This window comes from uncultured Chitinophaga sp. (assembly GCF_937898475.1).
In the GTDB taxonomy this organism is placed as follows: Bacteria; Bacteroidota; Bacteroidia; order Chitinophagales; family Chitinophagaceae; genus Chitinophaga.
Genome location: NZ_CALEJS010000016.1, coordinates 166,216 through 180,153, shown reverse-complemented (window position 1 = coordinate 180,153; position 13,938 = coordinate 166,216). Strand labels below are relative to the sequence as shown.

11 protein-coding genes are annotated in these 13,938 nt (G+C 50.8%); 2 read left to right on the top strand and 9 right to left on the bottom strand.

The window, feature by feature from the left end:
- Positions 1-34 precede the first annotated feature (34 nt).
- From Q0577_RS10620 to Q0577_RS10605, 4 genes are all read right to left on the bottom strand, one after another.
- Entirely contained in the window at positions 35-2,416 is a 2,382-nt protein-coding gene (locus tag Q0577_RS10620) for an ABC transporter permease (protein ID WP_298735825.1), read from the bottom strand.
- A gap of 127 nt (positions 2,417-2,543) precedes the next feature.
- Positions 2,544-3,323: a DNA-formamidopyrimidine glycosylase family protein gene (locus tag Q0577_RS10615; protein WP_298735822.1), complete on the bottom strand. Its 780-nt coding sequence runs from the start codon at positions 3,321-3,323 to the stop codon at positions 2,544-2,546.
- A 7-nt stretch (positions 3,324-3,330) separates the two neighbouring features.
- The gene (locus Q0577_RS10610) at positions 3,331-4,071 is read right to left on the bottom strand and encodes a hypothetical protein (RefSeq protein WP_298735819.1); all 741 of its coding nucleotides are present in this window, start codon (positions 4,069-4,071) and stop codon (positions 3,331-3,333) included.
- Between the two features lie 19 nt (positions 4,072-4,090).
- Positions 4,091-4,408, bottom strand: coding sequence for a hypothetical protein (locus Q0577_RS10605; RefSeq protein WP_298735817.1), 318 nt, complete (start codon positions 4,406-4,408; stop codon positions 4,091-4,093).
- Between the two features lie 79 nt (positions 4,409-4,487).
- Here Q0577_RS10605 and Q0577_RS10600 point away from each other — a divergent pair, with 79 nt between their 5' ends.
- Positions 4,488-5,390 (top strand): serine hydrolase, encoded by a 903-nt coding sequence (locus Q0577_RS10600; RefSeq protein ID WP_298735814.1) that lies wholly within the window; start codon positions 4,488-4,490, stop codon positions 5,388-5,390.
- Positions 5,391-5,486: 96 nt separating this feature from the next.
- Positions 5,487-7,661, top strand: a complete 2,175-nt coding sequence (locus tag Q0577_RS10595) for an alpha-rhamnosidase (RefSeq protein WP_298735811.1) — start codon at positions 5,487-5,489, stop codon at positions 7,659-7,661.
- A 1-nt stretch (position 7,662) separates the two neighbouring features.
- Here Q0577_RS10595 and Q0577_RS10590 read toward each other — a convergent pair whose 3' ends face one another.
- The 5 genes from Q0577_RS10590 to Q0577_RS10570 are packed head-to-tail and all read right to left on the bottom strand — an operon-like array spanning position 7,663 to position 13,921.
- Positions 7,663-9,087, bottom strand: coding sequence for an NAD(P)/FAD-dependent oxidoreductase (locus tag Q0577_RS10590; protein WP_298735809.1), 1,425 nt, complete (start codon positions 9,085-9,087; stop codon positions 7,663-7,665).
- A gap of 35 nt (positions 9,088-9,122) precedes the next feature.
- Complete coding sequence (gene soxC, locus Q0577_RS10585; RefSeq protein ID WP_298735807.1) at positions 9,123-10,346, bottom strand: sulfite dehydrogenase; 1,224 nt, start codon at positions 10,344-10,346, stop codon at positions 9,123-9,125.
- A gap of 12 nt (positions 10,347-10,358) precedes the next feature.
- A complete protein-coding gene (locus tag Q0577_RS10580; RefSeq protein ID WP_298735806.1) occupies positions 10,359-10,928 on the bottom strand; it encodes a cytochrome c in 570 nt (189 codons plus the stop codon).
- Positions 10,929-10,933: 5 nt separating this feature from the next.
- Positions 10,934-12,586 (bottom strand): hypothetical protein, encoded by a 1,653-nt coding sequence (locus Q0577_RS10575; RefSeq protein ID WP_298735804.1) that lies wholly within the window; start codon positions 12,584-12,586, stop codon positions 10,934-10,936.
- A gap of 24 nt (positions 12,587-12,610) precedes the next feature.
- Positions 12,611-13,921, bottom strand: coding sequence for a DoxX family protein (locus Q0577_RS10570; RefSeq protein WP_298735802.1), 1,311 nt, complete (start codon positions 13,919-13,921; stop codon positions 12,611-12,613).
- Between the last annotated feature and the right edge of the window lie 17 nt (positions 13,922-13,938).

The following is a 13,938-nucleotide window of genomic DNA, read 5'->3' as shown; positions in this document are numbered from 1 at the left end:
TAAGAGACGGCCTTTTTTTATAAGTACTGCTATACTACTCCTTTCCAAGACTGTTTACCGGGTTGGCCAGCGCCGTTTTAAGTGATTGTAAACCTACAGTTACAACCGCCACTGCTGCCAGCAGCGCACCGGTTATTACGAACGCCCACCAGGGTATGTCAATACGGTAGGTAAAGTTTTGCAGCCATTGCTGCATGGCATACCATGCAAAGGGGGTGGCTATAATAACAGCCGCTATCACCAAACGGATGAAATCTTTTGTCAGCAGGTGAATGATGCCCGTAACGCTGGCGCCCAGCACTTTGCGGATGCCTATTTCCTTTGTACGCCTGGATACACTGTAAGCAGTAAGTCCCAGTAGTCCCAGGCAGGTGATGAAGACGGTGAACAGCGAGAAAATATTTACGATCTGCCCGAAGCGGGTATCTGACTGGTATTGCTGGTTAAACTGGTCATCTGCAAAACGATATTCAAAGGGATGCGCTTTAAAGTATTGCTTCCACTTCTCTTCGGCGGCGCTGATGGTACGGCTCATACTGCGGGTGTCTGCCTTTATTACAAACAGGGTAGTATTGCCTTCGTAATACCAGTGAATGATGGGCAGCAAGGCTTCTTTTAGTGACAGCTGATGATAGTTCTTTACCACGCCTGTTACTTCCATCTCCTGCCCGAAAATCGCGACCTTTCTGCCCACGGCAGCTTCCGCATTTTGAAAGCCCAGTTTCCGCGCAGCCTCTTCGTTGATGATCACTTTGTTGTTATTAGGCGTACCGGCAATAAAATTTTTGCCCGCCGCCAGTTGCATGTTCATAGCAGGCAGAAAGTCTGCATCAATGGGATAGACATAATAATTGAAGCTGGAGGTTTGATGCTGCCCTGCAATGGTGACCCAGCTGGTGGTAGACAGATCGCTGACGGGTAAACCGGGCACTGCGCCCGCCAGTGAAACTTTTTTCACGCCCGGCAGCTGCAATAGCTCCTGCTTGTATAGCAGGGTACTGGTGCTGTCTTTGTCAAGATCTGCACCCCTGATGGCCAGTACGCCGTCCAGGTTCATGCCCAGTTCCTGGTTACGCATGAAGTGTAGTTGCTTTTGTACGATAATGGAAGTAACCAGTACGATACAGGCTACAGTGAATTGTGCTATTACCAGTATCTTTCTGAGTGCGCCGCCTTTCAGCGCATTGGTAAAGCTGCGGTTCAGTGCATGCACGGCTTTGGCTGCCGAGAGTGCAATGGAAGGGTATACACCGGATAGCAGGCAGTTCAACACAAATAATCCCGCAACGTAATACCAGAAAGATGCACTGTTAAAGATACGGATACGGGCAGGCATACCGGTGAGCTGCATATAGTAGGGCTGCGCCAGTTGTATGATCAGCAGGGCCAGGGTACAGGCCAGGAGGTTAATGATGACAGATTCCGTAAAGAACTGCCTTATCAGCGTGAACCTGGATGCCCCCAGTATTTTCTTGATACTGGCTTCTTTCAGCCGTTCTGCTGCCCTGGCAGTAGTAAGGTTAACGTAATTAACCGTGCCAATCAGCAGAATCAGGAATGCAACAGTAAGCAGGAATTGTACCGTCCTTGCATCGCCATTCACTTCCGGTTCAAATGTTTTTTTGGAATGCAGATGGATCTGTTTGATAGGTTCTGCTGTAAAGATCTTATCTCTTAATTCCTTTTTAGCCAGGGAGAAAGCTTTCAGTTTCCGGTTAAAAGCCGCGAGGTTGGTATGAGGGGCCATTTCCAGGTAAGTGTAGTTGTTGTTGCCCTGCCAGGAGTCAACATTTATCCCGAACTGCTGAACGATGGAGAAAGGCACCAGCATATCGATCTTCAGGTGTGTATTGGGCGGAAGGTCTCTGATCACGCCGGTGACGGTGAGTGTTTTTCCCCGAAAGCCAAGCGCCTGGCCCAGCGGATCTGCGTTGCCGAAAAGTTTCCGGGCAGTGGTTTCCGTGAGTATGGCCTCCATATCGCCTCTTAGCGCTTTGGCGGGATTGCCCTTGATGAATTCGTAGTTAAAGATGGAGAACACGGAAGGATCGGCAGCATATACGCGATCTGTACGGATAGCGGTAGCCGGCGGGTTGATGATCTCACAAAGATCCATGTTTTGCATCCGCGCAAAATCCCTCACCTCCGGCATTTGCTGCTTTAATTCCGGTCCCATCGGGGGATGTGTTTCACAATCTGTTACCACATAGGCGCCATCTTTATAGAGATCCAGCGTTACCCGGTAGATGTTGTCTGCCTTTTTGTAGCCATTTTCATAACTATATTCAAACCCCGCATAGTGGATGATCAGCAGAAAAGCGGCCGCGGCCAGGGCCAGGCCCGAGATATTGATGATGGAGTAGAACCTGTCTTTCCACAGGTTACGCCAGGCTACTCTGAGATGGTGATGTTGCATAAGCTATTGGAAAGATAACAAATGCACAGTCTTTATGCCAGAGGAGTATATTGTTTGTTTTCAATAGTTTAGAGAATACCTTGCGGAGGCTTAATGTCCGCTTCCGGACGCGGGTGTCCGTTTGCGGTTATTCGTACAATTCCTGCTCATCGGTGTAGTAGGTCTTTCTGCCGCCCACTGCCTTGTGCTTTATTTCAGCACCACCGGGGCTATGAGTTTTCTTCGGGTTGTGTATTACCATAAAATCCCTGATCTCCCCGCTGATAATGTCAGGATGTTCCTTCAGGATCTGTTTTTCTGCCCTTTGCAGTACTACCTTAATGGTTTTTGCCAGGGCCTTTACTTTAGCCTTGGGTATTTTATTGGCGGCAGAGAAAGGTGAAATACCGGCTTCCCACAGGATCTCATCCGCATAGGCATTACCAATGCCCCGGATCACCTGCTGATCCAGTAATACATTTTTCACGGCAGATTTAGTACTGGCAAGCTGTTCTTCCAGGAAGGCGGCATCCATATCTTTTGACAAGGCATCTGTTGCGTCCCGCTCTTCAGGGTTAAGCGTAGGGGTGGCGGCCTTAAAACCATCTGTCATCGCAAGCCCGGTATCATTGTCAAACAGCAGGGAAATGATAGTGTTTTTGTGGTCATTCCTTTTTTCAAAAAGGTGCAGCTGCCCCCTGAGCATGAGGTGGAGACCCAGTACTTCGCCATTCGCGAATGCAAAGTGCAGTTCTTTGCCCACCCGTTCCACTTTTTTCAGCTCCTGTCCTTCCAGGCTTTGCTGCAGTGTTTTAAGGGGTACATTCAGCTTTTTGCTGGTGGGAACGGTTACTGCTTTTACTGTTCTGCCTTTGAGTAATTTGTTCAGGTTACGGCTGAATACCTGCAGGTCTGGCAATTCGGGCATGGCGTTGTTATTTGTTATACCAATGTAGGATTTCCTGGCCAACGGCCTTTACAAATTTTTTATCCGGATGCGTATCTATTTTCCACCCGCTTTTAAGGTAGCGGATGATGCCTACCTGCTCATCATTGAGTATGACATCCAGTTTTGTGCACACGCCATCCAGGCAGGTTTGCGTAATAGGAATGGCCTCACCTTTATACTGCTTTCCATTGTATTCAAAATCAATGGGGATTGGTTCTTTCTCCAGCTGTGCAATGAGCTCCTGCAGGAAAGCTACCAGGTGTTTACGCTGGGTTTTGGCGCTTACACTCCACTTATCCGTATCGGCGCGTTTATGCGCCAGCTTTAGCTTGAGGCCGGTCATCGAGGTGGTATAATCATCTTCATTCAGCTTGCGTACGTTCTGATGCGCCAGTATATACCAGTGGTAGGCGGTGCCTACGGTAACGCCTGACCCTTTAGGGGCCTTGCCCGCCCTGCGTTTGGTAACGGCGTAAGACAGCTCCCATAGATCGGGCGTTATCTTGGTTTCGTGCCATTCTCCCTTATCATAATACCATTTGTGGCTTTTGCCTATTTTCATACCGGTATACCGCTGTCCCTCAAATTCCTTGAACTGGTTGTAGGTAAGAGAGAGGTCTTTCATTGCTTCCTTCTTCTTTTTCTTTGCAGGCACCTTTGCTGTTGCCGTTGTTTTCTTAGCCGTTTTAGCTTTGCTAGGGGCCTTTTTCCTGGTAGCTGTTGCCATGGTCATAATTTTAGCCGTGTTATTGGGTATATGCTTCCACAGTGCCCTTGTCAAAACAGTAAAGGAACCTGCTTTCGCTATGAAAGATCGGATCAACGGACATGGGTGTGCCGGTGGTATCGTCAATGGTGTTGCCAGCGGTGTGTATTTCTACCAGTTTGCGGACATCAGGTGTTGCATTCCAGTTGTCTGAGCTTAACACGGTAAACCGTACGCTGTCCTGCTCATGGTCTACCTCTTCTACGCGCACCACGAAATTGAAGGGGCCGTATCTGCGTTCCAGCTCATCAATAGCTGCGCTGTTCACCTGGTATAATTCTCCCGGGTTTAATTGCATACACTTCTTTATGTATGTTGCCTCAAAGGTTGTGCCGGGTGGATGCAACTATTCTTATTTTAACGTATTTTAGATACCTATGATCTACCGTTTAAGCCTGCTGGCATTTATGGCTGTTACACAATTTGCGTTCTATAGTACCCGCCGTTTTCCGGATGAGTTAAAACGCCGTATCCAGGATACACTATCCAAACACCCGGGTGTTTTTGCAGTAGCGTTGAAGGATCTTGCCAGTGGAGAGGAAATACTGATCAATGAGCACACCGTCTTTCATGCTGCCAGTACCATGAAAGTGCCGGTGATGATCGAGGTATATAAACAGGCAGCAGCAGGGAAATTTGCATTAAGTGAGAGTGTTCCGCTCAAGTTCACCTTTCGCAGCATTGTTGACAGCAGTGAGTTTACACTGGATCCGGAGGAAGATAGTGATCAAACGCTTTACAGAAGCGCGGGTGTCAGCAACCAGGTGCCGCTGTCAGACCTGGTGGAGCTGATGATCACGCGCAGCAGCAATCTTGCTACCAACATAGTTATTGAGCTGGTGAATGCTCAAAATGTTACCCAAACCATGCGCGCACTTGGCGCAAAAGATATACAGGTGCTGCGGGGAGTGGAAGATGATAAGGCATTTCAGAAAGGCCTGAACAATACAACAACGGCCTATGACCTGATGCTGATCTTTGAAAAGATAGCGCAGGGCAAAGCGGTGAATGCCGCGGCTTCTGAAGAGATGGTTAACATACTGCTGAAACAGGAGTTCAACGATGTTATTCCTGCCCGCCTGCCGGATGATGTAAAGGTGGCGCATAAAACGGGCGAGATCAGCGGGGTAAGGCATGATGCGGGCATTGTTTTCCTGCCGGACGGACGAAGGTACGTACTGGTGCTGCTGTCTAAAGAGGTGAAGGATGTGCCCAAAGCGGTGGAGGCCATGGCCACAGTATCAGAGATGATCTATCAATATATAAAAGAAAGTAAATAGCCTGATTATAACGCAACCCGGCTGAACTATCCTATACTGTGCTATACCGCACTACTTTTTTGTATTGTATATTGCTCTCTACGAGATATTCCAGTTATGAAAAACTACTTGATCGCTTTCTGCTTATCAGCCGGTATTTTCTTTGCAGACACATTGTATGGCCAGTCAAAAGCTACCTGGATATGGTATCCGGGGGACTATGAAATATGGCTTGGCAATAAAATGCAGAACAGGCGTACAGAGCGCGGCGCCTTTTATCCTCCCTTCTGGCGACTGGACAACCAGTATGTACTGATGAATTTCCATAAAGCATTTGAACTATCGGCAGCAGAAGAAGTGAGTATCTACGCAGAAGGCGAGTACAATGTGAAGCTGGACAGTAAAATGCTGCCCGGCCGTCCTGCAAAACTTAACATTCCCGCCGGGAAACACCGTATAGATATCAAAGCATATAGCGCCGATAAGGTGCCTGCTGTATTTGTACAGGGGCGTACTTTGATGTCAGACTCCTCCTGGAAGGTCACCTACGAGGATAAAGAATGGATAGATGAAACCGGCAACGTAGCTGCTCAGACAGGTACTCCCTGGCTGTTTGCAGGCTCCTGGAATTTTGATGATCCGCAATCGCCGCCATCTGCCTTTAAACTGGCAACAACACCACTGGCAGCGGCTAAGATCACACGCAGGGCAAATACCCTGACCGTAGATTTCGGGAAAGAAACCTTTGGCTTTGTTAAGCTGCACGGTCTCAAAGGTGATGGTCCTGTAAATATTTACTACGGCGAATCGCCTGAAGAAGCAACCGATACGGCTGCCTGCGAAACACTGGACCGGCTGGCAGTCCGCCACCTGTCAGCCACTGACTCTATCATGCCGGAGTCCAGGGCATTCCGTTATGTGCATATACAGTATGATCCCGCGGTGAACATAGATTCCGTGTCTATGTTATATGAATACCTCCCGGTAACCAACCGTGGTCAGTTCCGCTGTTCAGATGAAGAGCTGAACAGGATCTGGGAGGTGGCCGCCTACACCCTGCACCTCAACACGCGCGAGTTCTTTATTGACGGTATTAAACGCGACCGGTGGATCTGGTCTGGCGATGCTTACCAGAGCTTTCTCATGAACTACTACCTGTTCTTTGATTCCCCTTCGGTATCAAGAACATTGATGGCGCTGAGAGGCAAAGACCCGGTAGGCAGCCATATCAATACCATCATGGATTATACGTTCTACTGGTTCCTGGGCATCTATGATTATTACCTGTATACCGGCGATCAGGCCTTCATCCGCCAGTATTATCCGCGCATGCAAAGCCTGATCAATTTCTGCCTGCAGCGCCGTAACAGCAATGGTATGATGGAAGGGCTGCCGGGCGACTGGGTATTTATTGACTGGGCAGAAGGGCTGAGCAAACAGGGAGAACTGAGCTTTGAACAGCTGTTGTTCTGCCGCAGCCTGGAAACAATGGCCCTCTGTGCAGACCTGGTAAAAGATCATAAGGGCGCCGCACAGTATAAACAACTGGCAGCCGATCTTCGCAGTAAGCTATTCAGCATTTACTGGAATGATCAGAAACAGGCATTGGTGCATAGCCGTGTGAACGGCCAGCCTACGGACAACGTTACACGTTATGCCAACATGTTCGCTATCTTCTTCGATTACCTGAACGAACAACAGCAGCAGGGCGTAAAGCAGCATGTACTATTGAATGACCAGGTACAGCAGATCACTACGCCCTATATGCGCTTTTATGAGCTGGAAGCTTTATGTGCCATGGGTGAGCAGGCGTATGTGCTGAAAGAAATGAAAAGCTATTGGGGAGATATGCTGCGCCTGGGCGCTACCTCTTTCTGGGAAGTATATAACCCCAGAGAGAAAGGCACGCAGCACCTGGCCATGTATGGCCGTCCCTATGGCCGCAGCCTCTGCCATGCCTGGGGCGCCAGTCCCATTTACCTGCTGGGCAAATATTACCTGGGCGTGAAGCCAACATCGCCCGCCTACCAGACCTACCTTGTTGAACCGGTATTAGGCGGATTGCAGTGGATGGAAGGCAGTGTGCCCACACCCTCCGGTGATATCCGGCTGTACTGTAGTACGAAGCAGATCAGGATCACCGGCGCTGCGGGAACGGGTACTTTGCGCTTCAGCAGCAAAACCAAACCCCTATGTGCGGCAGGAGCCGTCAGCGACAAAGGAAACGGGGTGTATGAACTGCAGATCGAAAAAGGAAAGACGTACGAAATAAAGTACAGCAGCAAGGGGTAGCTTATGCTCCGAATACATCCTTTAAGGCCTTTTTAGCGGCATGATAGCCGCACATGCCATGTACGCCACCACCCGGCGGGGTAGCGGAAGAACAGATGTACATACCTTTGGCAGATGTTTTATAGGGCGACCAGCGTAAAGCCGGACGGGTGTACAGCTGCCCGATGTCAATGATACCGCCGTTAATATCACCACCAATATAGTTCGGGTTGTAGGCTTCTACCTGGGCCGTGTCCATGGTATGTTTAGCCAGTATCAGCTTTTTAAAGCCGGGCGCTACCCGTTCTACCTGCTGCTCGATGATGGCGGTCATATCTGCTTTGGATCCATGTGGTACATGGCAGTAAGCCCATGCGGTGTGCTTGCCTTCTGGTGCGCGGGTGGTATCAAACAGGCTTTGCTGGGCCAGTAATACGAATGGTTTCCTGGGATGCAGTCCCCGGCTGGAGGCCAGCTCATCTGCTGCGATCTCTTCCAGGGTATTGCCCAGGTGCACCGTGCCTGCCTGTCTGCAGGCGGGTGCAGTAAAGGGGATGGGACCATCCAGCGCCCAGTCTATTTTAAACACGCCCATACCATAACGGTAACGCTGCAACTGCCATTTATAGAGCGCAGAAAAGCGATCGCCCGCGATCTCCAGGAGCTGACGCGGCGTTACATCAAATATTAATGCCCGGGCAGCAGGTAACTGGCTGAGTGTACGTATATACGTGCCTGTTTCAATCTTACCGCCGATGGAGGTAAAGTAGGAGGCCAGCGCATTGGCAATGGCAACAGAACCACCTTTGGGAACAGGCCATCCCTGCGCATGTGCGGAAGCCAGTAATACCAGCCCGATGGCAGAAGAGGTAAGATTGCTGAGCGGCTGTATGGCATGCGCCGCCATCCCTGCCCATAGCGCCCTGGCCTGGGGAGTGTGAAAACGTTTTGCAAGGTGTGTGGCGGAGGTAAGCGCGTTCAGTCCAAAACGCGCCATGATCAGCGGATGTTTGGGGAAGCGCAGCGGTCCCAGTATATCAGGCACCAGGGAAGAGAAGCCTGCTACTACGGGCCGCATCAATCGCAAATAAGTATCTGCATCACTGCCCAGAGAAAGGGCCGTTTCTTCCAGTGACTTTTTCAGTACGGCAGCGCTGCCATCATCCAGCGGATGTGCAGCCGCTACTTCAGGATAGATGAGCTCCAGCCCATGCTGCGCCAAAGGCAGCGATGTCAGAAAAGGAGAGATGGCTGCCATGGGGTGAATGGCAGAACACACATCATGCAGAAAGCCGGGAAGCGTGAGGGCTGCCGTACGTAAGCCGCCGCCGATGGTGTCTTTCCCTTCCAGCAGCAATACGGATAGTCCAGCCTGTTGCAGCGTAATGGCGGCAGAAAGGCCATTGGGTCCGGAGCCGATCACTACTGCATCAAAGTCTTGTTGCATAATTCAAGGTAAATATTTTTTGCCGATCTGTTGTATTACTTCCATTTTTCGGGGCGGAACAGCACTTTGCCGTCGCGCTGAATTACCCAGGCGGTAACAGGGTTCAGGTGATAGCCGCCCATGTCTGCTCCTCTCGCAGCGATGAGCTGTTGCAGGGTAGGCTGCGTATAGCCGGTTTCGTCCGTTGCGCGGCTCATAATGGCTGTGGTATTGCCATCCCATTGCCACAGGTAACGGAAGGCGGTATGGGCTTTATCGAGCACCGGTTCCTGTAAACGCGCGGGGTGCCAGCTTTTACCGTTGTCGGTGCTGATCTCCACTTTGGCAATTTTACCCCATCCGCTCCAGGCAATGCCCCTGATCTCTATCCAGCCTTTCTCCACCTGCTGTGGAAAAGCCGGGTAGGTGATAATGGAACGGGCGTCCATCCCGAAACTAAACTGCCGTATCCTGTCTTTGACGGGATAGGTGTATTTGGAGGTTTCTTCCCGTGTCATATACGGCTGATCGGAGAGTTCAATGCGGCGCAGCCATTTTACACTGGTATTGCCTTCCCACCCAGGCAGCAGCAGGCGCGCGGGATAGCCCTGCTCCGGGCGGATGGCTTCTCCGTTCTGCGCATATACGACCATGGCATCATCCCATGCTTTTTTAACCGGGATACTGCGGGTCATCACCGCAGCGTCTGAACCTTCTGCCAGGAACCAGCTGGCTTTAGGCTGAACACCCACTTCGCGAAAGAGGGTGGAGAGCATCACGCCCGTCCATTCGCTCTGGCTGGTGAGCCCGCAAACTTCCTGCGGCATCAGCGTTTCCTTACTGCCCCTGAAATTACCGGAGCACTCCAGGAAACAGATCCGTGATACGGAAGGAAAGCGTTTCAGATCTGCCAGTGTGAACACCATGGGTTTATCTACCATGCCGTGTATCAGCAGTTCGTATTGATGCGGATCGATAGCCGGTACGCCGCCGTGATGCCTTTCATAGTGCAGATCAGACGGGGTGATGGTACCGTAGAGGTCCTGCAGCGGTGTGCGGGAAGAGATGTCTGATGGCTTCTTTACCGGGTGCTCAAAGGGAGAGCGGGTGCCCACCTTTCCGGGCGGGGGGCCCTGTATCTTTGTCGGATCGTCTGTCAGCAGTGCTGACTCCGGGATAGCGGCCTGTATCATTTTCCCGTAGGAAGATTTGAACAGTACAACGGCTGCAGTGGCAGCCCCTCCCAGTAATGTGCGCCGGCTGATCTTTTTTTTGTTCATGCTGTTATCTGTTTAACGTATCTCCGGTCCGCCGGTACTGTTGTCTGGTATGAACAGGTGTTTTGCAGGCATGTTTACTTTGGGTAAGCTGCGTGCATCCATCACCGTTTCTTCATCAATGATCTTGTTGGCAAATAACAGGTAGGCGGTCAGGCTGTATACTTCATCGGCGGTTAAGGTGCCGGGTGCATTATAGGGCATGGTCCTTCTTACATAATCAAATATGGTGGTGGCATAGGGCCAGTAGTTACCGAGGGTCTTCAGCCTGCGGAAGTCGGATCCTGCGCTGTCGTTCATGAGCGCGGGTCCGGGCAGCTTTGCATTCAGCGGCTCAGTACCGGTACCATGGCAGGCGGCGCATTTGGCCATATAAACAGGTTTGCCGCTGGCGGCTGTACCTGCGCCTGGCGGTAAGCCTGCGCCATCCGGCCGGATGTCTATATCCCATGCCGCAATTTCAGCAGGCGTGGCCGGCCGCCCTATATGGAAGCTAGCCGGCCACGGGGAAGTGCCGTTTTCTTTTGTGCGATGATTACAGGCAATAAATACTGCACACGTAAAGGTCAGGGTGATCAATCTCATTACAGTCAGTATTTTCCTGCGTCCAAAGTGCTGCGGGTGATCCTGTAGGGACGGTCTATACGGTCCAGCACAATATGAACGGAATCTTTGTTCTCATCAATACCGTTCAGCACCACATGTGAACCATCTGTTGTTTCATAGTGCAGGATCATCTTTTTCCGCTTTTCATTTTTAGGCGGCGTAGCAAACTCGCGGTCGCGGCGGGTGGTCCAGGCACGTTTGTCTATCATATGGTTCTCGTCCCCGATATGCGCCCAGGCGCTGGCGGGAATAAAGGGCTGCTCCGTACGGTCTTGCTGAGCGCCAGCTTTGGCATCTGCCAGGCCATTGTTGAGGCGGTAGTTCTGATCGCCGCCAACGCCGGCTACCCGGTTACGGCGGTCGGGAACAGGTTTGAATTTATCCTGCAGGTAAAGCACCTGGTCAATAGTATCTGCATAATAATGAAACACCCGTTGTCCGCCACCGGTGCCTGTAAGTTCGAAAGTACGGTTGATGTCGCGCATGGGGTCTCCGCCGCCATTGCTAACATCAATGAAGGTGGGGCGGTTCACCCGATAGGTAAGGGTGGTCCATTTTTCAAAGGTCACGTGTTGCCAGCGTACACTATCCAGCGGGTTATATGGCAGCACCTGGTTATTGATGCGGAATTCCGTTACCCGGTAATTGCCTCTCAACGTACGAACACCTGCTGTAGAGGGCTGTTTGTAAGGGTCATACCAGTAATTGACCAGCTGGAGGTAATAGAATACCCCGAGAAATAATATAATCACGCCTGCTTTTAGCCCGGCGCGGGTGTGTTGCAGCCATTTTTTAAACACCGGGAAGTAATACACGGGAACCGTTACACGCTGCTGTATCAGCAGGCTGTAAAGTTTAGGCGTATCCTGTACCAGGAGGAAAGCGCCCAGTAAAACAAAGTAAGAACTGTACACATGTACGCCACCATCATAGGCAAAGTTCACATATACAATATCGCCCAGTGCGCCTACCAGCAATGCGGCCCCTAAGGTGGTGGTTTTACGGAAGAACAGCAAAGTACCTGCTGCTACTTCTACAATGCCTGCGAACACCTGGTACCAGGGCACAATGCCGATGATCAGCCAGTAGATTTTCTGTGCGGAAAAATCGCCGAAATTGGTGTTCAGCAATCCCAGTGAAGGAAAAGGCATCTGCACGGGCAGCAGTTTGGTAAAGCCGAAACCGATGATACCGATCCCGGCGCGGTAACGTACAATCACCCTTAACCAGTAGTACAGGTTATTATACTCCTGCGCGGGCTGCTGACGGCGGCTGTCTATAAAAGTCCACAACAGACCGCCCGCAATGGCCACCAGCAGGGTAATGATCCAGTTGGCGTAGCCGTACAGCGGACTGCCGAAAATGGTATTGCCAAAAAAGTTGATGCCCGAACCAAAGCGGGCAATGTCATAAAGATCACGATAATGCAGGCGTGTCCAGTCAATATTGAGCACATGTTTGTACCATTCCGCATTATTGGGAATGGAAATAGCCACAAAGAAGATGAAGGCAATACGGAAAGCGATCTTCTGATATCCTTTCCACACAGGCAATGCGCCTGTGGTAACTACCTGGTCTTCCTGCTGTGCGTGCAGCACTTCAGGAATAGCGGCTGCGGTGGAGGTGATAGTAGGCATAACAATTTTTTTTTGACGGTGGCGCTATAGTTTTATGGGTCTTCTCCTGCCTTTTTCAGCAACTTCTTCCAGCAGGTATTTTTTATTGATCCTGTCCAGCACTACATACACGGAATCATTACGCTGATTGGCGCCAGACAGTATGATGGTAGAATCATTGGGCCGTTCGTAATGCAGCAGCCATTGTTCTTCACGATGATGTTTGTTGCGGTTCTGCAGGGTCAGCAGCTGCCGTGTGGTATCTGCCTGGTAGCTGTAGTAATGCCTGGCAGCCACGCCTTCCAGCTCAAAGGTCCTGTCCTGGTCCTCTGTATAGATATGATCTGTATTGGTGGAATCCAGTACAACCGGGCGGTTGGAGCGCACGCTGAGGGTGTTCCATTTTTCAAACACCACATCCTGCCAGCGGATACTGTCTGTATCACTGTAGGGCAATACCTGGTTGTTGATCCTGAACTCGCGTACATTGTAAATGCCGCTGGCTTTTGACAGGCCTGCTGTGCCGGGATAATGGTAAGGATCATGATGTGCGGCGGCATATGCCTGGGCGCCATAGAGCACCACAAAGAACAGCCACACAAAAGATTTGAGCGCCAGCCTGCTGATCTTTAACCAGGGTTGTGCAAATACAGGTTTGTAAGTATCAGGCGCCGTAGGACGGCCAAAGGCCAGGAGGTTCACCAATCGTGGCAGATCATGCGCAAACAGCACGAATGCGATCAGTACCAGGAAGAAGCTGTATACCGCTTCACCGCCGCCGTAGGCCAGGTTGGACATAAATACATTACCGGTGAACAGCAGTACAATGAAGGCGCCGATGGAGACCGTTCTGCGGTTCAGCAATAATATAGCGGCCAGCATTTCTACCAGTCCCAGGAAGGTTTCATAGCCGGGAACAATACCCAGGCTCAGTGAGAACAATTTCCATTCGTTGAAATCACCGTAAGGCGTATTCAGGTTACTGATAGAAGGGTAGGGCGACTGCAGCGGGAAAAATTTGATGATCCCGTAGGCCAGCAGTGCAATGGCCAGGCGGTAGCGCAGCAATACACGCAGCCAGTAGTACAATGCATCGTTGCTGAGCGGTTGCTCACGCTTCTTTTCCAGGTAGCTCCAGATAAAAGCGCCTACGGCTGCTATGAGGAGAAAGATGCCCTGGTCTGCAAAGCGGGGTACCGCTCCGAAACGGGGCAGATAGTGCGCCACTTGAAAGATGCCGCTGTAGTGGAACCAGTTAAGGGAGAACAGTTCGCGGTAAAACTTCCAGTCCAGCGGTACGACCTGGATGAAGAAGAAAATAAAGATCAAACGTAGCGGATAGGTGGTCCTTGCCATGATACATGATTTTATGA